Source organism: Klebsiella sp. GG_Kp173 (genome assembly GCF_040062415.1).
Taxonomy (GTDB): domain Bacteria; phylum Pseudomonadota; class Gammaproteobacteria; order Enterobacterales; family Enterobacteriaceae; genus Klebsiella; species Klebsiella quasipneumoniae.
On record NZ_JBEAFZ010000088.1, the window covers coordinates 262,617 to 285,358 of the forward strand.

General features: G+C 57.6%; 21 protein-coding genes and 1 other annotated feature. Of the genes, 10 read left to right on the forward strand and 11 right to left on the reverse strand.

Annotated elements, in window-relative coordinates; translation table 11 throughout:
* Window positions 1–214: 214 nt before the first annotated feature.
* Entirely contained in the window at window positions 215–961 is a 747-nt protein-coding gene (locus ABLU50_RS24245) for a GntR family transcriptional regulator (protein WP_004202269.1), read from the forward strand.
* Here ABLU50_RS24245 and ABLU50_RS24250 read toward each other — a convergent pair.
* From ABLU50_RS24250 to ibpA, 3 genes are all read right to left on the reverse strand, one after another.
* On the reverse strand, window positions 929–2,590 hold the full coding sequence (locus ABLU50_RS24250) for a putative transporter (protein WP_004202271.1): 1,662 nt from the start codon (window positions 2,588–2,590) through the stop codon (window positions 929–931). The two genes, ABLU50_RS24245 and ABLU50_RS24250, sit on opposite strands and share 33 nt — an antisense overlap.
* A gap of 145 nt (window positions 2,591–2,735) precedes the next feature.
* Entirely contained in the window at window positions 2,736–3,164 is a 429-nt protein-coding gene (ibpB, locus tag ABLU50_RS24255) for a small heat shock chaperone IbpB (RefSeq protein ID WP_004145074.1), read from the reverse strand.
* A 116-nt stretch (window positions 3,165–3,280) separates the two neighbouring features.
* Window positions 3,281–3,694: a small heat shock chaperone IbpA gene (gene ibpA, locus ABLU50_RS24260; protein WP_004151523.1), complete on the reverse strand. Its 414-nt coding sequence runs from the start codon at window positions 3,692–3,694 to the stop codon at window positions 3,281–3,283.
* Window positions 3,688–3,763, reverse strand: a sequence feature (ROSE (Repression Of Heat Shock gene Expression) occurs in the 5'-region of heat shock genes and acts as an RNA thermometer to modulate expression.). (Overlaps the previous gene by 7 nt.)
* Window positions 3,764–4,008: 245 nt before the next feature.
* Between ibpA and ABLU50_RS24265 the strand changes: the two genes are divergently transcribed.
* A complete protein-coding gene (locus tag ABLU50_RS24265; RefSeq protein WP_004202272.1) occupies window positions 4,009–4,341 on the forward strand; it encodes a YceK/YidQ family lipoprotein in 333 nt (110 codons plus the stop codon).
* Window position 4,342: 1 nt separating this feature from the next.
* Here ABLU50_RS24265 and ABLU50_RS24270 read toward each other — a convergent pair whose 3' ends face one another.
* The 8 genes from ABLU50_RS24270 to dnaA form a co-directional block, all read right to left on the reverse strand.
* On the reverse strand, window positions 4,343–5,569 hold the full coding sequence (locus ABLU50_RS24270) for a DUF3748 domain-containing protein (protein ID WP_087832630.1): 1,227 nt from the start codon (window positions 5,567–5,569) through the stop codon (window positions 4,343–4,345).
* A 77-nt stretch (window positions 5,570–5,646) separates the two neighbouring features.
* Window positions 5,647–6,786 carry a BamA/TamA family outer membrane protein gene (locus ABLU50_RS24275; protein ID WP_064190004.1) on the reverse strand — a complete coding sequence of 380 codons (1,140 nt, stop codon included), beginning with the start codon at window positions 6,784–6,786 and terminating at the stop codon, window positions 5,647–5,649.
* A complete protein-coding gene (locus ABLU50_RS24280) occupies window positions 6,783–7,865 on the reverse strand; it encodes a hypothetical protein (protein WP_087832631.1) in 1,083 nt (360 codons plus the stop codon). Before ABLU50_RS24280 ends, ABLU50_RS24275 begins: the two co-directional genes overlap by 4 nt.
* A 150-nt stretch (window positions 7,866–8,015) precedes the next feature.
* Complete coding sequence (gene yidA, locus ABLU50_RS24285) at window positions 8,016–8,828, reverse strand: sugar-phosphatase (RefSeq protein ID WP_004202280.1); 813 nt, start codon at window positions 8,826–8,828, stop codon at window positions 8,016–8,018.
* 198 nt (window positions 8,829–9,026) lie between these two features.
* Window positions 9,027–11,441 (reverse strand): DNA topoisomerase (ATP-hydrolyzing) subunit B, encoded by a 2,415-nt coding sequence (gene gyrB, locus ABLU50_RS24290; protein ID WP_060656538.1) that lies wholly within the window; start codon window positions 11,439–11,441, stop codon window positions 9,027–9,029.
* A 28-nt stretch (window positions 11,442–11,469) separates the two neighbouring features.
* The gene (recF, locus tag ABLU50_RS24295) at window positions 11,470–12,543 is read right to left on the reverse strand and encodes a DNA replication/repair protein RecF (protein WP_087832632.1); all 1,074 of its coding nucleotides are present in this window, start codon (window positions 12,541–12,543) and stop codon (window positions 11,470–11,472) included.
* 148 nt (window positions 12,544–12,691) lie between these two features.
* Entirely contained in the window at window positions 12,692–13,792 is a 1,101-nt protein-coding gene (dnaN, locus tag ABLU50_RS24300; protein ID WP_004145090.1) for a DNA polymerase III subunit beta, read from the reverse strand.
* 4 nt (window positions 13,793–13,796) lie between these two features.
* Window positions 13,797–15,200, reverse strand: a complete 1,404-nt coding sequence (gene dnaA, locus ABLU50_RS24305; protein WP_017899658.1) for a chromosomal replication initiator protein DnaA — start codon at window positions 15,198–15,200, stop codon at window positions 13,797–13,799.
* A 621-nt stretch (window positions 15,201–15,821) separates the two neighbouring features.
* Here dnaA and rpmH point away from each other — a divergent pair.
* The 8 genes from rpmH (at window position 15,822) to yidZ (ending at window position 22,444) form a co-directional block, all read left to right on the forward strand.
* Complete coding sequence (gene rpmH / locus ABLU50_RS24310) at window positions 15,822–15,962, forward strand: 50S ribosomal protein L34 (protein ID WP_000831330.1); 141 nt, start codon at window positions 15,822–15,824, stop codon at window positions 15,960–15,962.
* A 15-nt stretch (window positions 15,963–15,977) separates the two neighbouring features.
* Window positions 15,978–16,337, forward strand: coding sequence for a ribonuclease P protein component (rnpA, locus tag ABLU50_RS24315; RefSeq protein WP_004151535.1), 360 nt, complete (start codon window positions 15,978–15,980; stop codon window positions 16,335–16,337).
* The gene (gene yidD, locus ABLU50_RS24320) at window positions 16,301–16,558 is read left to right on the forward strand and encodes a membrane protein insertion efficiency factor YidD (protein ID WP_004151536.1); all 258 of its coding nucleotides are present in this window, start codon (window positions 16,301–16,303) and stop codon (window positions 16,556–16,558) included. Before rnpA ends, yidD begins: the two co-directional genes overlap by 37 nt.
* A 2-nt stretch (window positions 16,559–16,560) precedes the next feature.
* A complete protein-coding gene (gene yidC / locus ABLU50_RS24325; RefSeq protein ID WP_017899657.1) occupies window positions 16,561–18,207 on the forward strand; it encodes a membrane protein insertase YidC in 1,647 nt (548 codons plus the stop codon).
* 122 nt (window positions 18,208–18,329) lie between these two features.
* Window positions 18,330–19,694 (forward strand): tRNA uridine-5-carboxymethylaminomethyl(34) synthesis GTPase MnmE, encoded by a 1,365-nt coding sequence (gene mnmE, locus ABLU50_RS24330; protein WP_021313053.1) that lies wholly within the window; start codon window positions 18,330–18,332, stop codon window positions 19,692–19,694.
* Between the two features lie 118 nt (window positions 19,695–19,812).
* Window positions 19,813–20,232: a GNAT family N-acetyltransferase gene (locus tag ABLU50_RS24335; RefSeq protein ID WP_004202289.1), complete on the forward strand. Its 420-nt coding sequence runs from the start codon at window positions 19,813–19,815 to the stop codon at window positions 20,230–20,232.
* A gap of 99 nt (window positions 20,233–20,331) precedes the next feature.
* On the forward strand, window positions 20,332–21,516 hold the full coding sequence (locus tag ABLU50_RS24340) for an MFS transporter (protein ID WP_004202290.1): 1,185 nt from the start codon (window positions 20,332–20,334) through the stop codon (window positions 21,514–21,516).
* Window positions 21,485–22,444, forward strand: coding sequence for an HTH-type transcriptional regulator YidZ (gene yidZ / locus ABLU50_RS24345; protein ID WP_004202291.1), 960 nt, complete (start codon window positions 21,485–21,487; stop codon window positions 22,442–22,444). The genes ABLU50_RS24340 and yidZ overlap by 32 nt, the downstream gene beginning before the upstream one ends.
* Window positions 22,445–22,742: the final 298 nt, after the last annotated feature.

Sequence of the window (22,742 nt, forward strand, 5' to 3'; positions counted from 1 at the left end):
CGTCCGACAACATGCCGCGCCGTTGCGATTCGTGATCGCTTTCATGGTTTTAATTTGGCCAAAGTTGTCTACTTCGCTAACAAAAGTTAGACATCGATAAGCTAAAGGATGTAATCGATCTAATGAATGTATAATAACTATCTGTATTAAAACCTATTTTTAGCTAACAGGTGAAGAAAATAACCTCGCCCTTTCCTGTACAAGAGGACTACTGGTGATCTACAAATCCATTGCTGACCGCCTGCGGCTACGGCTGAATTCTGCCGACTTCGCCATCGGCAGCCCGCTGCCGGGAGAGAAAAAACTGGCCGAGGAGTTCGGGGTGGCGCGCATGACCATCCGCAAAGCCATCGACCTGCTGGTGGACTGGGGGCTAGTGGTCCGTCGTCACGGCTCGGGGACCTACGTGGCGCGCAAAGACGTCCATCATGAAACCAGCAATCTCACCGGCCTGGCGGAAGTGCTGCGCAAACAGGGTAAAGAGGTGGTGAGTCAGGTGCTGGCCTTCGAGGTGATGCCCGCCCCGCCGGCCATCGCCAGTCTGCTGCGGATTAAAATTGATGAACGGATCTACTTCTCACGGCGGGTGCGCTTCGTCGACGGCAAGCCACTGATGCTGGAGGATAGCTATATGCCGGTGAAGCTGTTCCGCAACCTGTCGCTGAGTCATCTGGAAGGGTCGAAATTTGATTATATTGAGAAGGAGTGCGGGATCATCATCAGCGGGAACTATGAAACGCTGACGCCGGTGCTGGCGGACAAGCAGCTGGCGCGCTCAATGAACGTCCCGGAGCAGACGCCGCTGCTGCGTATTACCTCCCTTTCCTACAGCGACAGCGGCGAGTTTCTTAACTATTCGGTCATGTTCCGCAACGCCAGCGAGTATCAGGTGGACTACCATCTGCGCCGCGTCCAGACGCACAGCCCGCTAGCTCAGCCCCCAGAACAGCACGGCGAGTAGCTGCGGGGTGATAATCCGCAGAAACATCACCAGCGGATAGACGGTAGCGTAAGAGAGCGCCGCCGCGCCGCTGGTGGCGTGCAGATTGTTGGCGAAGGCCAGCGCCGGCGGGTCGGTCATCGAGCCGGCCAGCATGCCGCACAACGTCAGATAGTTCATGTTCGCCAGCATGCGCGCGAGAATGCCTACCGTCAGCAGCGGGATGGCGGTGATGAAAATGCCGTAAGCGATCCAGCTCAGGCCATCGCCCTGGGTCAGGGTCGCCACAAAGTCGCCCCCCGATTTTAGCCCGACCACCGCCAGAAACAGCACAATCCCCAGCTCGCGCAGCGCCAGGTTGGCGCTCGGCGGCATAAACCAGTACAGCTTGCCGATGCTACCGATGCGCCCGAGAATCAGTGCCATAATCAGCGGTCCCCCGGCCAGCCCCAGCTTCAGGGCGGCGGGGAAGCCGGGAATAAACAACGGGATAGAACCCAGCAGTACCCCGAGGCCGATGCCGATAAATACCGGCAGCATCTGAACCTGCTGCAGCTTCTGCTGGGCGTTACCCAGCTCGGCGGCCACGGCGTCAATCGCCTCCGGACGGCCGACCAGGTTGAGGATATCGCCAAACTGCAGGCTGGCGCTGCTGCTGGCCACCAGTTCGACGCCTGCGCGATTAAGCCGGGAGATCACCACGTCATAGCGCTGTTTGACGTGCAGATCGCGTATTTTCTTCCCCAGCACTTTCTCGTTAGTCACCACCACCCGCTCCACCTTCAGGTCGGTGCCGCGCGTTGACAGCGAGGTGGCCACCTCCTGGCCGATCACCAGTTGCGCATTGTGCAGATCCTCCGGCCGCCCCACCAGGTGCAGCAGATCGCCGGCCTGGATAAGGGTTCCCGGCGCAGGCACCATCAGCAGCTCACCGCGCTTCAGCCGCGAACAGACGATATTGTCGCTGTTGAGCATCGGCACATCCTGAATCGCCATCTGGTGGAGGTTGGGGTTCTCCACCCGCACGTTGATGGTGTGCAAATGGGCATGGCCGTTGCCGCTGCTCTCCTCAAACTGCTGGGCCTCTTTCTCGACATTGATGCGAAAGAACAGGCGCACCAGCCACATGGTCAGCAGAATGCCGCAGATGCCGAACGGATACGCCATCGCGTAGCTCATCCCCATCTGATCGACCACCTCGAACGGCACCCCGAGATCGCGCAGGATTTGCTGCCCGGCCCCCAGCGCCGGCGTGTTGGTCACCGCGCCGGAGAAGATGCCAAGCACCACCGGGAGAGGAATATTGAACAGCTTATGCAGCACCGCGGTGACCAGGCCGCCGAGAATCACGATCAGGATAGCGAACAGATTGAGCCGCAGGCCTGAGACCCGCAGCGAGGCGAAAAAGCCCGGTCCCACCTGGATACCGATGGTGTAGACAAACAGGATCAAGCCGAATTCCTGAATAAAATGCAGCATCGGGCTGCTGAGGGCGACGCCCGCCTGATCGACAAAGTGACCGACGATAATGCCGCCAAATAACACGCCGCCAATACCAAAGCCAACGCCGCGGATTTTGACATTGCCGATCCACAACCCAACCACCGCCACCAGCGCCAGTACGCTGACCGTCAATGCTATCTCACTCATGGTACCGTCCCTGTGAATAACATTATTATTAACAGGGATTATGACCGCGGCCAGGCGGGTTGTATGCTGCCTGGCGCACAATACCAGCAAACAGACAGGCACAAAAAAGCCCCGAAAATCGGGGCTTTATAAGTTTTTCGCTTAATTAACTATTTAACGCCGGTCGTTCGCTGATGGCGATACGCTGCGGGGCGATCTGCTCAGGCTCATTGCGGGTCAGATCGATATGCAGCAGACCGTTGGTGAAGGTCGCGCCAGAGACCTCCATGTTGTCAGCGAGGGTGAAGCTCAGGCTGAAGGCCTGGCTCACCAACCCCTGGTGTAGCCAGGTGGTCTCTTTTTCCGGCTGCTGCGGCGTGCCTTTTACCACCAGACGGGTGCCTTCCAGTTGAATATCCAGATCTTCCTGACGGAAACCGGCCAGCGCAAGGGTGATGCGGTAGTGGTTATCGTCGCTTTTTTCGATGTTATAGGGCGGGAAGCTCTGGCTTTCACCGGCAGTTTGCAGGGCGCTGGCCAGTTTGTCAAAACCGATCCATTGACGCAGCAGGGGGGATAAATCGTAGTTACGCATACTGTTTTCTCCTTCTAAGAAGCGAGTGAATGTCTGCGAATTGCGTGAATTCGCATCTGCTCCCTGACGGCGAGCAGGTTGTTACATCAGGCCGCCTTGCGGCCTGAGAGAGACAATTAGTTGATTTCGATACGGCGCGGCTTGTTCGCTTCCGGGATCACCCGTTCCAGATCGATATACAGCAGACCGTTTACCAGGTTGGCGCCGCGGACATGAATGTTTTCCGCTAGCTGGAATTTGCGCTCGAAGTTGCGCTCGGCGATCCCCTGATACAGGTAGGTCCGCTCTTTCTGCTCGGCAGCGTGGGCGCCTTTGACGATCAGCAGATTGTCCTGGGCGGTGATCTCCAGTTCGCTTTCAGCAAAGCCGGCCACCGCGATGGCGATGCGATAGTGGTTTTCGTCTACCAGCTCGACGTTATACGGAGGGTAGCCGCCATTGCTCTGGCTTTGATTGTTTTCCAGCAGGTTAAACAGGCGGTCGAAACCAATGGCTGAACGATAAAGCGGGGAGAGATCGAAGTTACGCATAATAAATAGCTCCTGAAAATCAGCGAGAATCAAATGACCTTCCATCGTGGACAGGCCGCGGTAATCCGGAATACCCCTCAGGCGTATTCTCAGCGGGTTACACCTATAAAATGGGTTTCTCCCCGTCCTTTTCAAGGGATTCGGGGCGTTTTTTTTTGCAGTTTGCCGATGATTGCTTAGACTGGGGGGAGGAGCACAAAAAGCAAAGTGCGATGCCCGCCACAGTGCGGCGCAATAACGCTATGCATTCACGGGATGGCCCGATATAACCGCTGAAAGGTTATATCAACGCCCGAAACGACGATGGAAGAACAATGAAAAGCAGACGACTGTTAAAGCTGGTCCTGTTCAGCGGGATAATAAGCCTGAGCGGTTGCTCCAGCGTAATGTCACATACCGGTGGCAAAGAGGGAACCTATCCGGGCACGCGATCCAGTGCGCAAACGCTGGGGGACAGCAATACCAACTGGGGTGTGAAATCGCTGGTGGCGCTGGACATGCCGTTCACCGCCGTCATGGATACCCTGCTGCTGCCGTGGGATATGTTCCGCACCGACAGCTCAATCAAATCTCGGGTCGAAAAGAGCGAGAAGGCCACGCTGGCGACCAACTCGGTGATCCCGCCAGCGCCGATGCCTGCCCAGTAAGTTATCGCCCGGTCTGCGTAACCCACAGCTGACGATAACCGTCCACCTCCTCCATCCAGGCAATCTGTTTACCGTCTGGCGAAAAGACGATCGCGTCCGCCGAGGGCGCATGAGCATGCGCCTCGGTTAAAAAGGTGATATCGCCTGTGCCGGCATGACAGCAGGCAATCCGCCCCTCCAGTACAAAGCCCAGCCACTCTCCCGACGGATGCCAGTTAAACGCCGACTGGATACCCGACGCGTGATGCGTCAACTGCCGCGGCTCGCCCCCCTGCGGGGAAATAAGCCATAGCTGCACTACGCCGGCGTCGTCGCGCATCAGAAAGGCTATCGCCGTCGCCTGCGGATTGGCGCGCACCCAGTGGCGCGGAACGTTCACCAGCCCCGGGTAGCGGCGATGGTGGGTGAAGGTCAAACGACGCTGACTGACGCCCGCCGGCGGCGCCGGCATCGTGGTTGCGGTGCCCGCCAGCGGCGCCCCGCCGGGCTGCTTCCAGCCGGCTTCATCCTGCGGCAGCTCGACAATAAACAGCTCCGGGACTTTGTCGCCGTTTTCCGCCAGCGTATCACCAATAAACGCCAGCGCATGGTTCCCGACCCAGCCCTCTTCATAGGCGCGATTAATCTCATCGCTGCCCGGCGCGGGAGTCGGCGTCGTGCGGCTCACCAGCACGCACCAGTGGCTGCCGCCGTATTCGCGCGGATGGTGGCCCGGCGGCGTCACGGGTCCATACGGCGCCGCCACGCCGACGTTACGCAGATCCAACGCCGGGTCGCGCTCATGCAACACATGATCGTTGTAGGTAAAACTGACCCGTTGGCCGTTGGGGCTATAGACATGGACGTGGCTGCCGCCGCGCAGCGCCCCGGGGGTGTAAGGGGCGGTAATGTCCATGGCGTCCAGATTCTCGACGGTATCCTGAAAGGCCACCACCCCGCGACGGTGATGAAAATCATACTGCCACTGTGCATCCGGCCGCTCGGGGCCATGAATAAACACATAGCGATCCTGGGTTGGATGCACGGTCACCACGCCGACGTGCGCGCCTTGCGTGGCACGATAAATGGTCTCCACCGCGCCGCTGTTTACGTTCACTCGCTCTATGGTCTCGCCGGTGAACGACGCGCCGGACGGGCGAACGTCGTACACCAGCCACTGGCTGTCGGGGGTCCAGGTGCGGGTGTTGGTGAGCTGGTGGTTGCGAGGAGCAAAGGTAACTTGTTTCATGGTGTGCTGACCGGGCCGATATGAGAGTAGCCTTAGCATACCGCAATCCGCACCGGGTTGAATGCCCGGCGACGAGCTTAAAACGCTTCGCCGACCTGGAAGTAAAATCCGCTGCTGCCTTTGCCGATACCGTAGTCGAGGCGAACGTTAACGCGAGGTTTGAATTCAAAGCGGTAGCCAACGCCCCCCGAAGGCAGCCAGCGGCCATTATTCAGCGACGACAGTGAAGGCCCCATGGTTCCCGCCCCGGCCCAGGCGACAATCCCGTGCCGCCAGGTGAGTTGCCGGCGATATTCCAGCTGGCTGCTGAAGACGTTTTTATCCCGGTAGCGCCCCTGATAGTAGCCGCGCATCCGCTCATCGCTGCCCAGCAGGGGCATCATGCTCCACGGCACCTCGCCCTGGGTGAAAGCGCCATCGGCCTCCCAGGCGAGGACGCTCTTCTCGCTGAGGGCATGATAATGGCTGTAGTGCAACTGAAATTCTTCAAAGCGGGTATCGCTGCCTAAGCCGGGCGCATAGTGGGTGTAACGGAAGTTGGCATACTGACCCCGGCGCGGATTGGGGACGAAGTCGCGATCGTCCCAGTTGAGCGCGACGCTGGCACCCGAGCTGAATACCGACGGTCCCTGCGGGGTATTTTCAATTTTCGGCAGATCGTTATGGTCCATCTTATCGGCATTCTGCGCCGCCAGCGACCATCCAGCGCCGAGATAAACATTGTCGATAAGCTGCCGATAGACCGTCGGGCGCAGGGTCAGCACCTGGGCGGTATATTTCTCTTTTTCGTTGTCTTTATCGCCGGCATGAAAGCCTTGTCCCCAGAAGTACGTCGGGGTGTTGGCCATTGAACCATCAACAAAAATTCGCCATCGGTCGTGGTCAAAAAAAGCGTAGTTTTTCACGCTAAGGCCAAAGGCGCCGGTGGAGCTGGCGTAGCCGCTGAGCGTCAGCGTGGAATTCTGGCTGGTGGTATCCTGCGGATCGGGGCGGTAGAGACCGACGACGGCAGTGCCTATGCCCAGCCCCAGCTCCGGCGTATAAAACGGACCGGGCATCATGCCCCAGTCAATGCCTTTGCTGGCGTCGAACTTATCGCTGGCGCCGAGATGCTGCAGCCAGCCGTCGATTTGCTCGCGGCTGATGACCTTGGCCCGGACCGGCGCGCATAGCGCGCATGTCAGAAGCAACAGAACAGAGTTAAGCAGTCGGCTCAAAAGCGATACTCACCGGAGATAAAGAAGCTGTTACGTTCGGCAAAACCAAACTCCGTGGTGATGTTAAAATTCTGCGTCAGCTCATACTGTGCGCCCACCAGCACGTTCCACGGCGACTGCAGATGCTGCTTCACATCAAAGCGACCGTTATTGTCCTGGTTGGCCAGGTTGACCATATTCTGCAGCAGCGGCGACGGCATCGAGAGATCGTTAAGGCTGCCCTTAAACTCCTGCTGCACGTCCTGATACATGCTGCCGACCCACAGGTTCAGCTTACCGGCGGGGAGATGTAGCGCATCGACCGAAGGCGTAATGAAACGATAGCCTACGCGCGGCGAAAAGGTAAACGCATCAATGCTGCCGTCGAGGATATCAAAGCGGGTCTGGGTGTAGTTAGCGTCCAGCACCGTAAACCAGTTGCCGACGCCGCCCACCAGCGTGGTGCCCATCCCATAGGTGGTACCTTTAAAATCGAGGCGAAAGTCGAGGTCCTGCATTCCGGGCATGGGCACCACTTTGCCGTTCGGTCCCTTCAGGGCGACGGCAATCTGCGAAATGGAGTGTCCCTCGGTGTGTCCGACGAGACCATAAACATTCATAAACGGCAGCAGCCAGGCATCCAGCTTGAGCGTCTCGGTTTTGCTGCTTTCCCGCGTATGACCAACGCCAATCTGGAAGGCGTTATCCAGCGAGATCGGCCCCTTAGCGAAAATGTTCTTCACGGCGTGTTTGCAAACAGGATCCTTACCGCAATCGATATTGCGGCCGTCCAGCGACAGGCCGGTGAAGCTAATGCTGTCGACATTAATATTCTGCCGCATATCCATATAATTAATGCTGACGCCAAACGGCAGCGGCAGGACGTAGCCACGTTTTCTGGCCTCGTCGCCTAGAAATGGCAATATCGGCGCCGATTCCGCTGTCTCAGCCTCGGTGTCGGCCGGCGCCGGCAGATCCGCAGGCTCGACGCCGTGATAGGCGTACGCCGGCTCAAGCGGCGTCGTTGGTTCCGCGGCCGCGCAAATCTGAACAGAGGCGAATGGCAGCGTAACCAACATCAAATAATGACGTTTATTCATGAAAAATATGATGTTAGTTCTGAATTGCAAAAAAAGAGGGCGGGTAGCTTATAGAATCCCCTGTGCGGAGTAAGGGATTTAAATGCGGATTAACATCTGTTCATGAAAAAAGAGAAGACAGGCCCGAAGAACGCCGGGCCTGAAGGAAGCTTATGCTAAAACGTATTTTTCAATAGCGAAGGCGACGCCATCATCGAGGTTCGATTTGGTAATGAAGTTCGCCGCCTCTTTGACCGCCGGAATGGCGTTATCCATCGCCACGCCGACGCCGGCAAATTCAATCATCGCGATATCATTTTCCTGATCGCCAATCGCCATAATCTCTTCTGGTTTGATACCCAGCGCATCGGCCAGCGACTTCACGCCGGTGCCTTTATTGACGCGTTTATCCAGTATTTCGAGGAAGTAAGGCGCGCTTTTCAGCACGGTGTACTTCTCTTTCACTTCCGCCGGGATACGGGCGATGGCCTGGTCGAGGATCGCCGGCTCATCGATCATCATGACTTTCAGCAACTGGATTTCAGGGTCCATCTTTTCCGCTTCGCAGAACACCAGCGGGATGGTTGCCACATAGGATTCATGCACGGTGTAGTAGCTGATATCGCGGTTTGCGGTATACAGCGTATTGCGATCAAGCGCGTGGAAGTGGGAGCCGACCTCGCGGGAAAGCTGTTCGAGGAAGCGATAGTCGTCATAGCTCAACGCGGTTTGCGCCACGGTGCTGCCGTCCCCGGCTTTTTGCACCAGCGCGCCATTGTAGGTAATGCAGTAATCACCCGGCTGCTCCATATGCAGCTCTTTCAGATAGCTGTGAACGCCGGCGTAAGGGCGGCCGGTGGTCAGCACCACGTTGACGCCGCGCTCACGCGCCGCGGCAATGGCGGCTTTCACCGCAGGAGAGATGGTATGGTCTGGCAGCAGCAGAGTGCCGTCCATATCGATTGCAATCAGTTTAATAGCCATAGGATCCCCGGGTAAGATGAGTCTTCCCTCATGCTAACGCGATTCCGCTCAAAAAACAGTAAAAGTGTCGGCCAGAAAGGGGGATGGAACCGCAGCAGAGGATTCCTCTTTTACTGGCAAAGAAAAGCCCGGTCACGCCATGCGACCGGGCTCAGACATTCCGTTACCCCGGGCAAACTCGCTCCGGGGGAACACGGCTTAGATATCGATATTCGCCGCTTTCAGGGCGTTTTCTTCGATAAAGGCGCGACGTGGTTCAACCGCATCACCCATCAGGGTGGTGAACAGCTGATCGGCAGCAATGGCATCCTTGACGGTAACGCGCAGCATGCGGCGGCTGTCCGGATCCATGGTGGTCTCCCACAGCTGATCCGGGTTCATCTCGCCCAGACCTTTATAGCGCTGGATAGAGAGGCCGCGACGGGACTCTTTCACCAGCCAGTCCAGAGCCTGCTCGAAGCTGGCCACCGGCTGACGACGTTCGCCGCGCTCGATGTAAGCATCTTCTTCCATCAGGCCGCGCAGTTTCTCGCCCAGGGTACAGATACGGCGATATTCCGGCCCCATAATGAACTCATTATCCAGCGGATAGTCGGTGTCCACGCCGTGGGTACGAACGCGGATAACCGGTTCAAAATGCTGCAGTTCTTTGTTCTCGTGGAGATCAAATTTCCACTGGCTGCCGTGCTGCTCTTTCTCATTCAGCTCGGATACCAGCGTGTTCACCCAGCGGGTCACCTTCTGTTCGTCAGCCAGATCGGTCTCGGTCAGGGTCGGCTGATAGATAAGCTCTTTCAGCAGCGCTTTCGGGAAGCGGCGCTCCATGCGGCCAATCATTTTCTGGGTGGCGTTAAACTCGGCAACCAGTTTTTCCAGCGGTTCGCCCGCCAGCGCCGGCGCATTGGCGTTAGTATGCAGGGTCGCACCGTCAAGAGCGATAGCGATCTGATACTGATCCATCGCTTCGTCGTCTTTAATGTACTGTTCCTGTTTGCCTTTCTTCACTTTGTACAGCGGCGGCTGGGCAATATAGACGTGGCCGCGCTCGACGATCTCCGGCATCTGACGATAGAAGAAGGTCAACAGCAGGGTACGAATGTGCGAGCCGTCGACGTCCGCATCGGTCATGATGATGATGCTGTGATAGCGCAGTTTGTCTGGGTTGTACTCATCGCGCCCGATGCCGCAGCCCAGAGCGGTGATCAGCGTGGCCACTTCCTGGGAAGAGAGCATTTTATCGAAGCGGGCTTTCTCAACGTTGAGGATTTTACCCTTCAGCGGCAGGATCGCCTGATTCTTGCGGTTACGCCCCTGCTTCGCAGAGCCGCCCGCGGAGTCCCCTTCCACCAGGTACAGTTCGGAGAGCGCCGGGTCGCGTTCCTGGCAGTCCGCCAGTTTGCCCGGCAGGCCAGCCAGATCCAGCGCGCCTTTACGGCGGGTCATCTCACGGGCACGACGTGCGGCTTCGCGCGCGCGCGCGGCGTCAATAATTTTGCCGACCACGATTTTCGCATCGGACGGGTTTTCCAGCAGGTATTCGCTCAGCAGTTCGTTCATCTGCTGCTCAACCGCCGATTTCACCTCGGAGGAGACCAGCTTGTCTTTGGTCTGTGAGGAGAATTTCGGATCCGGCACTTTCACCGATACCACGGCAATCAGGCCTTCACGGGCGTCGTCGCCGGTGGCGCTGACTTTCGCTTTTTTACTGTAGCCCTCTTTGTCCATGTAGGCGTTGAGGGTACGGGTCATCGCCGCACGGAAGCCGGCAAGGTGAGTACCACCGTCACGCTGCGGAATGTTATTGGTAAAGCAGTAAATGTTTTCCTGGAAGCCATCGTTCCACTGCAGGGCCACTTCCACACCGATACCGTCTTTTTCCGTAGAGAAATAGAAGATATTCGGATGGATCGGCGTTTTGTTCTTATTGAGATACTCAACGAACGCCTTGATGCCGCCTTCGTAGTGGAAATGATCTTCTTTGCCGTCACGCTTATCGCGCAGGCGGATAGAGACCCCGGAGTTCAGGAACGACAGTTCGCGCAGGCGTTTCGCCAGGATATCGTATTCAAACTCGGTGACGTTGGTGAAGGTTTCCAGGCTCGGCCAGAAACGCACCATGGTGCCGGTTTTATCGGTCTCGCCGGTCACGGCCAGCGGCGCCTGCGGCACACCGTGCTCATACATTTGTTTGTGCACTTTGTTATCACGCTGGATAACCAGCTCCAGCTTCTGCGACAGGGCGTTAACCACCGAGACGCCCACGCCGTGCAGGCCGCCGGAGACTTTATAGGAGTTATCATCGAATTTACCGCCAGCGTGCAGGACGGTCATGATAACTTCCGCTGCGGAGACGCCCTCTTCCGGGTGAATGCCGGTCGGGATGCCGCGGCCGTCATCCTGGACAGAGACGGAGTTATCGCTGTGGATGGTCACCACGATATCTTTGCAGTAACCCGCGAGCGCTTCGTCGATAGCGTTATCCACAACCTCGAATACCATGTGGTGCAGACCGGTGCCGTCATCCGTGTCGCCGATATACATACCCGGGCGCTTACGCACCGCATCCAGCCCTTTCAGGACTTTGATACTGGAGGAGTCATAAGAATTCGACATCAACGTTTCTCGCTCATTTAATCTTGGGTTAATCCGTTATTTTACCTTTTTCCACGCGGAACATCTTCGAATTTTTGTCCGACATGTCCATAACGTGCTCAGCGCTGATCGCGCTGACGAAAACCTGCGACTGCGTCGCTTTCAGGCGACTGGATAACAGACCGCGGCGGGCATCATCGAGTTCCGAGGCAAAATCATCTATCAGGTACAGGCAGCGCCGCCCGCTGACGCGGGTGAGGAACTCGCCCTGCGCCAGACGCAGGGCGCACATCAGCAGCTTAAGCTGCCCGCGCGACAAGGTATCTTCCACCGGCGCCCCGTCGGCACGAATACGGAAATCCGCTTTATGCGGGCCGTGGGCGGTATAGGTTAACATTCTGTCGCGCTCGAAATTCCGCTCCAGTACTTCAGCGTAGTCGGTCTCTTTTTCCCAGCCGCGCTGGAAGGAGAAAGAGAGCGAGAATTCCGGTAAAAATTGCTGACAGGTATCCGTCATGTCTTCGACGATAGCGGCGCTGTATTCGGCACGCCAGCGGCTGATCTGCTCCGCCAGCGGGATTAATTCCAGATCCCATGGCCGCAGCTGGGCATAGCGGCTGACCTGACGCAGCGCGGCGTTGCGCTGCTTGACCAGGCGCTTCAGGTTGCTCCAGGCGGTGAAGAATCCGGCTTCGTTATGAAAGCATCCCCAGTCAAGGAATGCTCTTCTGTATTTGGGGCCGCCGTTGAGTAAAGTAAACCCCTCCGGCGTAATCAGCTGCATCGGCATCAGGTGCGCCAGCTCCGCCACTTTGTGGCCGTCGGTGCCGTCGATACGCACCTTGCTGTCGCCCTGTTTGTCTTTGGTCAGGCCGATGGCGGTTTCCCGCTCTTCGCCCTGCAGACGGCCATGAAGAACAAAGGCCTCCTGCTCGTGGCGGATCACCCGGCCAATTTGCAAACTGCGAAACGCCCGGCCGTGGCCAAGCGTGTAGATGGCTTCCAGCACGCTGGTTTTGCCGCTGCCGTTGGCGCCAACCAGGAAGTTAAAGCCGGGAGATAAAGCGAGATCCGCATGTTCAATATTGCGGAAGTCTTTGATCAGGAGTCGGGATAGCGACATATCAGCTCGTCATCATTCAAGGGGCGTGGGTGTCGCAGCCAGTTCGTCTACCGCCAGCGCGCAGAAAGCGGAGCGTACACGAAGTACGTGAGCATTTCGAGCACTGCCGGAAGGCGAAATGGCAAGTAAACCAGCCCCTTTGCAGATTCTACAATCGCATTGGCATGACAACGTAGGCGGCGGATTGCGAAGCCGCATCCTCAATCTGCACGCTCGACACCGAATCCGTCAGCAGAATCCGTACATTCTCGCACTTCAGCGCGTTCAGCACATCCAGCACGTAGCTAACGTTGAAGCCAATCTCCATCTCCGTTCCGGCGTAGGTCACGTCCAGAATCTCTTCCGCTTCTTCCTGCTCCGGGTTATTGGCGGTGATTTTCAGCTGATTTTCGCTCACGTACAGCCGCACGCCGCGGAATTTCTCATTGGAGAGAATCGCCGCGCGGGCAAAAGCCTGCTTCAGAATATCGCAGCCCGCTTCGAGGTGTTTATCCGGATTTTTCGGCAATACGCGGCGATAATCCGGGAAACGGCCATCAACCAGCTTCGAAGTGAAGATAAAATCGCCGACGTGGGCGCGGATGTTATTGCTGCCAATCTGCACGCGCAGCGGCGTATCACCGCCGTCGAGCATCCGCATCAGCTCAATCACCCCTTTACGCGGCACGATCACCGAATGGTTCGGCAGCGACGCTTCCAGCGGCATCGAACAGACCGCCAGACGGTGGCCGTCGGTAGCGACGGTGCGCAGTTCGCTGCCTTCGGTTTCGAACAGCATACCGTTTAAGTAGTAACGAACATCCTGGTGCGCCATCGAGAACTGGGTCGCTTCGATCAGACGCTTCATGGTCGCCTGCGGCAGGGTAAATTCCACCTCGCTCTGCCAGTCGTCAAGATTCGGGAAATCGGCAGCGGGCAGGGTCGACAGCGAGAAGCGGCTGCGGCCGGAACGCACCAGCATGCGATCGCCTTCCAGCTGCACCGCGATCTCCGCGCCTTCCGGCAGGCCGCGGCAGATATCAAAGAATTTACGCGCCGGAACGGTGGTGGCGCCCGCTTCGTGCGGCTGAACCAGCGCCACGCGCGCCACCATCTCCATTTCAAGATCGGTACCGGTCAGCGACAGCGCGCCGTCCGCGACCTGAAGCAGCAGGTTACCGAGAATGGGCAGCGTCGGACGACCACCTAACGGACCGCTCACCTGTTGCAGCGGTTTTAATAAATGTTCACGTTCTACGGTAAATTTCATAGCGTCACGAGGATAATGTTCTGATTAAATTGGAAAAATCTTCTTTAATGTCGTGGCTTTCTTCACGCAGCTGCTCAATCTTGCGGCAGGCGTGCAGCACGGTGGTATGGTCGCGGCCGCCAAACGCATCGCCGATTTCCGGCAGGCTGTGGTTGGTCAGCTCTTTGGCCAGCGCCATCGCCATCTGGCGAGGACGCGCCACCGAACGGGAGCGGCGTTTGGACAGCAGATCCGCTACCTTAATCTTGTAGTACTCCGCCACCGTCTTTTGAATATTGTCGATGGTGACCAGTTTTTCCTGCAGCGCCAGCAAATCGCGCAGCGCTTCGCGCACGAAATCGATGGTGATCGCCCGGCCGGTGAAGTTGGCGTTGGCGATAACGCGGTTCAACGCCCCCTCCAGCTCACGCACGTTTGAGCGCAGACGCTTGGCAATAAAGAACGCTACTTCACCCGGCAGGCGGATGTCGTTCTCATCGGCTTTTTTCATCAGGATCGCGACGCGGGTTTCCAGCTCCGGCGGCTCGATCGCCACCGTCAGCCCCCAGCCGAAGCGGGATTTCAGACGATCTTCAACGCCGTTGATCTCTTTGGGATAACGATCCGAGGTCAAAATGATCTGCTGATTACCTTCCAGCAGGGCATTGAAGGTATGGAAAAACTCTTCCTGGGATCGCTCTTTATTGGCGAAGAACTGAATGTCATCGATCAGCAGGGCGTCAACGGATCGGTAGTAGCGCTTAAACTCTTCGATGGCGTTGTTCTGCAGCGCTTTAACCATGTCCTGAACGAAACGCTCCGAGTGCATATAGACCACTTTGGCGTTCGGTTTACGCGCCACGATACCGTTCCCCACCGCGTGCAGCAGGTGGGTTTTGCCCAGACCCGTCCCGCCATAAAGGAACAGGGGGTTGTAGGCGCCGCCCGGGTTATCCGCCACCTGACGCGCCGCCGCGCGGGCCAGCTGGTTAGATTTACCTTCGACGAAGTTATCAAACGTGTGTTTCACGTTAACGTTAGAACGGTAGGTCGGCTCCGCTGGCGCCGGGACATTATCCCAGCCAGGGCGCACGATCGTCGGCGCCACGCGCGCGGTCTGCACCTGCGCCGCCGGGATAGTCGCTGCGGCCGGGCTTACCGCCCCTTTCTGCAGCGAGCTGGCGGGCTTAGCGCCCACCTCAAAACGCAGCTGCGGGGCGTCCGCACCGCAAAAATCATTGAGGAGTCCATTGATATTATTGAGGTATTTGTCCCTTACCCAGTCGAGCACAAAACGGTTTGGCGCATACAGTGCCAGCGTGTTATCGCTCAGTTCCGCCTGCAATGGGCGGATCCACATGCTGAATTCTGTGGCTGGTAACTCATCCTGCAATCGGGCAAGACACTGCTGCCAAAGCGAAAGTGACACGGCGGACTCCACTCGAACATAAAATCGATATCAAAGAAAAACTGAAACAATCGTGATTGTTGGCACACGTCGACAAGACCCTGCATTAGCCGAAAAGCCCCTGCACAAAAGGGGTGACGTGCGAACCGCTATCTGCGGTTATTTCCCGCTGCGGATCCGGGGATCGCGATCGGGACCGGGGATCATAGCCTAAACTGAGAAAGAGATCTTGTGTTTCTCAACAGATTCTTCCCGATTTATCCACAGGAAGGATCGAAACCGGGTAAGTGTAATCGATCCTGGAAGGAGTGAAGCACGATTTCCGCCGCATATTGGAAAAATTAATGAGCTATGCCGCTTTTGGGCGCAAACGATCTAACAAAGATCCTTCAGGATCCTTGCGCTTTACTGGCCAGGCCGTATAATCCCCCACCCGGCGCGTAATGCCCGTTTTCGTCACACGTCTCAGCTTATTTTTTGTGCGACGAGGTGCGAGAAATAAGGAAAGAGAATTGACTCCGGAGTGTACAATTATTACAATCCGGCCTCTTTAATCACCCACGCTGAGGCGTAAGTCGTTCGAAGTTCGTTCGGGTCTACGCAAAAGTCAGTGAATTTATTCAAGTTTAGGTAGAAATCGCCATGAAACGCACTTTTCAACCGTCTGTACTGAAGCGCAACCGTTCTCACGGCTTCCGTGCTCGTATGGCTACTAAAAATGGTCGTCAGGTTCTGGCACGTCGTCGTGCTAAAGGCCGCGCTCGTCTGACCGTTTCCAAGTAATAAAGCTAACCCTGCGTGGTTAAGCTCGCATTTCCCAGGGAGTTACGCTTGTTAACTCCCAGTCATTTCACTTTCGTCTTCCAGCAGCCACAACGGGCTGGCACGCCGCAAATCACCATCCTCGGCCGCCTGAATTCGCTGGGGCATCCCCGCATCGGTCTCACCGTCGCCAAGAAAAACGTGAAACGCGCACATGAACGCAATCGGATTAAACGTCTGACGCGTGAAAGTTTTCGTTTGCGTCAACATGAACTCCCACCTATGGATTTCGTGGTGGTGGCGAAAAGAGGGGTTGCCGACCTCGATAACCGTGCTCTCTCGGAAGCGTTGGAAAAATTATGGCGCCGCCATTGTCGCCTGGCTCGCGGGTCCTGATCGGCCTGATTCGAGTTTATCAGCGCCTGATTAGTCCGCTACTCGGGCCGCATTGTCGTTTCACCCCAACCTGTTCTCAATACGGAATTGAGGCCTTACGCAGGTTTGGAGTGATAAAAGGCAGTTGGTTGACAATGAAACGCGTATTAAAATGCCACCCTTTACACCCTGGTGGTGACGATCCCGTCCCGCCTGGACCATTTGATACCAGAGAACACTAACGATGGATTCGCAACGCAATCTTCTTATCATCGCTTTGTTGTTCGTGTCTTTCATGATCTGGCAAGCCTGGGAGCAGGACAAAAATCCGCAACCCCAGCAGCAGACCACGCAGACTACGACCACAGCAGCGGGTAGCGCCGCCGACCAGGGCGTACCGGCCAGTGGCCAGGGGAAACTGATTACGGTTAAAACCGACGTGCTTGAGCTGACTATCAACACCAACGGTGGCGATATTGAGCAGGCGCTGCTTCTGGCGTATCCAAAAACGCTGAAATCGACCGAACCGTTCCAGTTACTGGAAACCACCCCGCAGTTTGTCTACCAGGCGCAGAGCGGCTTAACCGGCCGTGACGGTCCGGATAACCCGGCAAACGGCCCGCGTCCGCTGTACAGCGTCGATAAAGAGGCGTTTGTGCTGGCCGATGGCCAGGATGAGCTCGTCATCCCGCTGACCTACACCGACAAAGCCGGCAACGTCTTCACCAAAACCTTCACCCTGAAACGCGGTGGCTATGCGGTGAACGTCGGTTATAGCGTGCAGAATGCCAGCGAGAAACCGCTGGAAGTCTCGACCTTCGGTCAGCTGAAGCAGACCGCTGCGCTGCCGTCCAGTCGCGATACGCAGACCGGCGGCCTGTCCACGATGCATACTTTCCGTGGCGCAGCGTTCTCCACCGCGGATTCGAAATACGAAAAATACAAATTCGATACCATTCTGGATAACGAAAACCTGAACGTTAGCACCAAAAACGGTTGGGTTGCCATGCTGCAGCAGTACTTCACCACCGCGTGGGTGCCGCAGAATAACGGGACGAATAACTTCTATACCGCCAACCTCGGCAACGGCATTGTTGCTATCGGCTATAAATCCCAGCCGGTACTGGTACAGCCTGGCCAAACCGACAAACTGCAGAGCACGCTGTGGGTCGGCCCGGCGATTCAGGACAAAATGGCTGCCGTCGCGCCGCACCTGGATCTGACCGTCGACTACGGCTGGCTGTGGTTCATCTCCCAACCGCTGTTCAAGCTGCTGAAGTTCATCCACAGCTTCCTCGGCAACTGGGGCTTCTCGATCATCGTCATCACCTTTATCGTTCGTGGCATCATGTACCCGCTGACCAAAGCGCAGTACACCTCCATGGCGAAGATGCGTATGCTGCAGCCGAAGATTCAGGCCATGCGCGAGCGTCTGGGCGACGATAAACAACGTCAAAGCCAGGAGATGATGGCGCTGTATAAAGCGGAGAAAGTGAACCCGCTGGGCGGCTGCTTCCCGCTGATTATTCAGATGCCGATCTTCCTTGCGCTGTACTACATGCTGAGCGCCTCGGTTGAACTGCGTCATGCGCCGTTTATCCTGTGGATCCACGACCTGTCTGCTCAGGACCCGTACTACATCCTGCCGATCATCATGGGCGCGACGATGTTCTTCATCCAGAAGATGTCGCCGACCACCGTGACTGACCCGATGCAGCAGAAGATCATGACCTTTATGCCGGTCATCTTCACGGTGTTCTTCCTGTGGTTCCCGTCTGGCCTGGTGGTGTACTACATCGTCAGCAATCTGGTGACCATTATTCAGCAGCAGCTGATTTACCGTGGTCTGGAGAAGCGTGGCCTGCATAGCCGCGAGAAGAAGAAATCCTGATACTCTTCATTCTTCAAGGCAACGCATCTGCGACTTGAATGATTTAGAGTAGTTACGGTAACGTTAATGCCAGAGAAGGCGGTCAATGGACCGCCTTTTTTACATCTACATAGAGAGTCACCATGAGCCATAACGACACTATCGTCGCCCAGGCAACCCCACCGGGACGCGGGGGTGTGGGCATCCTGCGCATCTCCGGCCTCAAAGCGCGCGACGTCGCGCAGGCGGTACTCGGCAAGCTGCCGAAACCGCGCTATGCCGACTACCTGCCGTTCAACGACGTTGACGGTACGCCGCTGGATCAGGGGATTGCGCTGTGGTTCCCCGGGCCGAACTCCTTTACCGGGGAAGATGTGCTTGAGCTGCAGGGCCACGGCGGCCCGGTCATTCTCGACCTGCTGCTTAAACGTATTCTTACCCTGCCGGGCCTGCGCATCGCCAGGCCGGGCGAATTCTCCGAGCGCGCGTTCCTTAACGACAAGCTCGACCTGGCGCAGGCAGAGGCCATCGCCGACCTTATCGACGCCAGCTCAGAACAGGCGGCGCGCTCGGCGCTGAACTCACTGCAGGGGGCCTTCTCCGCGCGGGTTAACCACCTTGTGGAAGCGCTCACTCACCTGCGCATCTACGTGGAAGCGGCGATTGATTTCCCGGATGAAGAAATTGATTTCCTCTCCGACGGCAAAATTGAAGCCCAGCTGAACGAGGTGATGGCCGACCTCGACGCCGTCCGCGCCGAAGCCCGTCAGGGCAGTCTGCTGCGCGAAGGGATGAAGGTGGTGATCGCCGGACGGCCAAATGCCGGTAAATCGAGCCTGCTGAACGCCCTGGCGGGCCGCGAAGCAGCGATCGTCACCGACATCGCCGGCACCACCCGCGACGTGCTGCGCGAACATATCCATATCGACGGCATGCCGCTGCATATCATTGATACCGCAGGCCTGCGCGACGCCAATGACGAAGTGGAACGTATCGGCATCGAGCGCGCCTGGCAGGAGATTGCCCAGGCCGATCGGGTGCTGTTTATGGTCGATGGCACCACCACCAGCGCCGTTGATCCGGCGGAGATCTGGCCAGATTTTATCGAGCGCCTGCCCGCTAAACTGCCGATTACCGTGGTGCGTAATAAAGCCGATGTCACCGGCGAAGCGCTGGGTATCAGCGAAGTAAATGGCCACTCACTGATCCGCCTGTCGGCACGCACTGGCGAAGGCGTCGAGGTGCTGCGTAACCACCTCAAGCAGAGCATGGGCTTCGATACCAATATGGAAGGCGGCTTCCTCGCCCGCCGTCGCCATCTGCAGGCGTTGGAAGAGGCGGCGAATCATCTGCAGCAGGGCAAAGCCCAGCTGCTGGGCGCCTGGGCCGGCGAGCTGCTGGCGGAAGAGCTGCGTCTCGCGCAGCAGGCGCTGAGCGAGATCACCGGGGAGTTCACCTCCGATGACCTGCTGGGCCGCATCTTCTCCAGCTTCTGTATCGGCAAATAACGTTTAGTCCGTAAATGTTCACTCACCCGCATTAACGCCGCGTTAATGCGGGTTTTTTCTTGCCCTTTGCGGCGCAACGTTCTCTACTTTTATCTCCCCTTAACCACGAGACTAAATCATGACCGTTGAATATACCGTGATCGAGAAGGTGCCCTCCGCCGAAGCGTTTTGCCATCTGCGAGAGGTAGCGGGTATGTCGCCGCGCCCCCTGGAAGGCGCCAGAGCCGGGCTGCCGCGCAGCTGTTATGGCGTACATATCCTCTGGCAGGAGACGCCTATCGCCATGGGGCGCATCGTCGGCGACGGCGCGATTAATTTCGACATTGTCGACGTCGCCGTCGATCCGGCTCACCAGGGAAAGGGCCTTGGGCGGCTGGTGATGGAGAAGCTGGTCGCCTGGCTGGACGCTAACGCCTTTGACGGCGCCTACGTTACGCTGGTGGCGGATGTTCCGGAGCTGTACGCGAAGTTTGGCTTCGAAAGCGTTCGGCCGGAAAGCGAAGGGATGGCCCGCGTGTGGCGATGCCGGGGCCGCTAGTTCGCGTTTCCTGCCAGGAAAATAGTGTTGTCCAAATGGCAACTCGTCTTGCGGGACGTTCCTCACTATGCTGAACGCCATTCACATCGCGAGGATCTCATGACACGCTTTCTTCTCTGCAGCTTTGCCCTGGTTCTGCTCTATCCCTCCGGCATCGATATGTATCTCGTCGGCCTGCCGCGTATTGCTCAGGATCTGGGAGCCAGCGAGGCGCAATTACATATCGCCTTCTCGGTCTATCTGGCCGGAATGGCCTCCGCGATGCTGTTTGCTGGCCGTATCGCCGACCGCTCGGGGCGTAAGCCTGTCGCCATGGTGGGGGCGGCGATCTTTGTTATCGCCTCCCTGCTCTGCGCGCAGGCGCACACCAGCAGCCACTTCCTTACCGGACGCTTTATCCAGGGGATCGGCGCCGGCTGCTGCTACGTGGTGGCTTTCGCTATTCTGCGCGATACGCTGAACGACCGTCGACGGGCCAAAGTGCTGTCGTTGCTCAACGGCATTACCTGCATCATCCCCGTGCTGGCGCCGGTGCTCGGCCACCTGATCATGCTGAAATACCCATGGCAGAGTCTGTTCTACACCATGATCGGCATGGGGGTAACAGTGGGTTTGCTGGCGGTATTTATCCTGCGCGAGACGCGTCCGACGGCGCCTGCGCAGACGGCTATGCCGCAGCATGGCGCGGGCGAATCGCTGTTGAACCGCTTTTTCCTCAGCCGCATTCTCATCACCACCCTCAGCGTGACGGCGATCCTCACCTACGTGAACGTCTCGCCGGTTCTGATGATGGAGGAGATGGGGTTCGATCGCGGCACCTATTCCATGACGATGGCGCTGATGGCGATGGTCAGCATGGCGGTCTCCTTCTCGACGCCGTTCGCCCTGTCGCTTTTTAAACCACGCACCCTGATGATAACCTCGCAGCTGCTGTTCCTGGCGGCAGGCGTGGCGCTGAGCCTCGCCACCCAGCAGGTCGTCACCCTGGTCGGGCTGGGCATGATTTGCGCCGGCTTCTCCGTCGGCTTCGGCGTCGCAATGAGCCAGGCCTTGGGGCCATTCACGCTGCGCGCCGGTGTCGCTAGCTCGGTCCTCGGCATCGCGCAGGTGTGCGGTTCGTCGCTGTGGATTTGGATCGCCGCCATCATCGGACTCAGCGCAATGAATATGCTGATCGGGATACTCATTGCCTGTAGCATAGTGAGTCTTGTTCTGCTACTGGTCGCCACCCCGCCGCGGGTTGCGCAACACAATGAAGAAGCCGCTTTCGAGTCTCGATCTTAATTTACTGCTCTGCCTGCAGCTCCTGACCCAGGAGCTCAGCGTCACCCGTACGGCGAAGCGGATGAACGTTTCGCCCTCGGCGGTGAGCAAGTCGCTGGCCAAGCTACGCGCCTGGTTTGACGATCCGCTGTTTGTCAAAACGCCGCTGGGCCTGGCGCCTACACCGCTGGTCAGCAGCATGGAGCAGGATCTGGCGGACTGGATGCAGATGGGCAATCAGATCCTCGATAAACCGCACCACACCATGCCGAGCGGCCTCAAGTTCGAGCTGGCGGCGGAAACGCCGTTGCTGATGATCCTGTTTAACACCCTCTCCCAGCGCATCTATCAGCGCTACCCGCAGGCATTGATTCGTTTGCGTAACTGGGACTACGACTCCCTGGACGCCATCATTCGCGGCGAGGTGGATATCGGCTTCTGCGGTCGCGAAAGCCATCCGCAGTCGCGGGAGCTGCTGAGCCTGCTGCCGTGGTATATCGATTTTGATGTGCTGTTCACCGACCTGCCGCAGGTCTGGCTGCGCGCCGATCATCCGGCGCTCAGGGAGGAGTGGGATCTGGCGGCATTCTTACGCTATCCGCATATCACCATCTGCTGGGAACAACGCGATACCTGGGCGCTGGACGACGTGCTGCAGGAGCTGGGGCATAAGCGTAATGTGGCGCTGACCGTGCCGGGGTTTGAGCAATCCCTCTTTATGGCGGCTCAACCGCAGCACACCATGCTGGCCACCGCGCCGCGCTACTGCCAGCACTATAATCAGCAGCATCAGCTACCGCTGGTTTCCCGGCCGCTGCCGCTGGAGCCGCAGCATCTGGAAAAGCTTCGCGTCCCCTTCACCTTGCTATGGCATAAACGCAACAGCTACAACCCGAAGCTTGTCTGGCTTAGAGATACGTTGAAAGCGCTCTATTCCGGTACGCTGTAAGCTTTGTTTCGTGTCCGTAGCACCTTATTTGCGCAAGAATTTGTAAAATCCAAACAAATTCCCTTTTCAAGGGGGGATTTCGGCATTAAAACCTGTTAATACCAGGCGATAATAGCGCCCGCAGTTTTCATTCAGACCATTACTCACGGAGCGACGTATGGCAACGCATTTTGCACGAGGGATACTCAGTACCGGGGAGCCGCTATCGACACGTTTGTCAGCGGCCTGTCATCAATCCGCACGTCGGCTCCCTGAATACCGGCAAGCCCGCTTTCGCGCTTCGCGGTCGCTGCTCGCC

Bases quoted from the DNA above. Each gene is read 5' to 3' on its own strand.
- ibpB (WP_004145074.1), bottom strand. From the start codon at position 3,164: ATGCGTAACTACGATTTATCCCCCCTGCTGCGTCAATGGATCGGTTTT.
- yidA (WP_004202280.1), bottom strand. From the start codon at position 8,828: ATGGCTATTAAACTGATTGCAATCGATATGGACGGCACTCTGCTGCTG.
- yidD (WP_004151536.1), top strand. From the start codon at position 16,301: ATGGCGCCGCCATTGTCGCCTGGCTCGCGGGTCCTGATCGGCCTGATT.
- recF (WP_087832632.1), bottom strand. From the start codon at position 12,543: ATGTCGCTATCCCGACTCCTGATCAAAGACTTCCGCAATATTGAACAT.
- ABLU50_RS24340 (WP_004202290.1), top strand. From the start codon at position 20,332: ATGACACGCTTTCTTCTCTGCAGCTTTGCCCTGGTTCTGCTCTATCCC.
- ABLU50_RS24280 (WP_087832631.1), bottom strand. From the start codon at position 7,865: ATGAATAAACGTCATTATTTGATGTTGGTTACGCTGCCATTCGCCTCT.
- dnaN (WP_004145090.1), bottom strand. From the start codon at position 13,792: ATGAAATTTACCGTAGAACGTGAACATTTATTAAAACCGCTGCAACAG.
- ibpA (WP_004151523.1), bottom strand. From the start codon at position 3,694: ATGCGTAACTTCGATCTCTCCCCGCTTTATCGTTCAGCCATTGGTTTC.
- ABLU50_RS24250 (WP_004202271.1), bottom strand. From the start codon at position 2,590: ATGAGTGAGATAGCATTGACGGTCAGCGTACTGGCGCTGGTGGCGGTG.
- mnmE (WP_021313053.1), top strand. From the start codon at position 18,330: ATGAGCCATAACGACACTATCGTCGCCCAGGCAACCCCACCGGGACGC.
- ABLU50_RS24270 (WP_087832630.1), bottom strand. From the start codon at position 5,569: ATGAAACAAGTTACCTTTGCTCCTCGCAACCACCAGCTCACCAACACC.
- yidC (WP_017899657.1), top strand. From the start codon at position 16,561: ATGGATTCGCAACGCAATCTTCTTATCATCGCTTTGTTGTTCGTGTCT.
- ABLU50_RS24335 (WP_004202289.1), top strand. From the start codon at position 19,813: ATGACCGTTGAATATACCGTGATCGAGAAGGTGCCCTCCGCCGAAGCG.
- yidZ (WP_004202291.1), top strand. From the start codon at position 21,485: ATGAAGAAGCCGCTTTCGAGTCTCGATCTTAATTTACTGCTCTGCCTG.
- rpmH (WP_000831330.1), top strand. From the start codon at position 15,822: ATGAAACGCACTTTTCAACCGTCTGTACTGAAGCGCAACCGTTCTCAC.
- gyrB (WP_060656538.1), bottom strand. From the start codon at position 11,441: ATGTCGAATTCTTATGACTCCTCCAGTATCAAAGTCCTGAAAGGGCTG.
- ABLU50_RS24265 (WP_004202272.1), top strand. From the start codon at position 4,009: ATGAAAAGCAGACGACTGTTAAAGCTGGTCCTGTTCAGCGGGATAATA.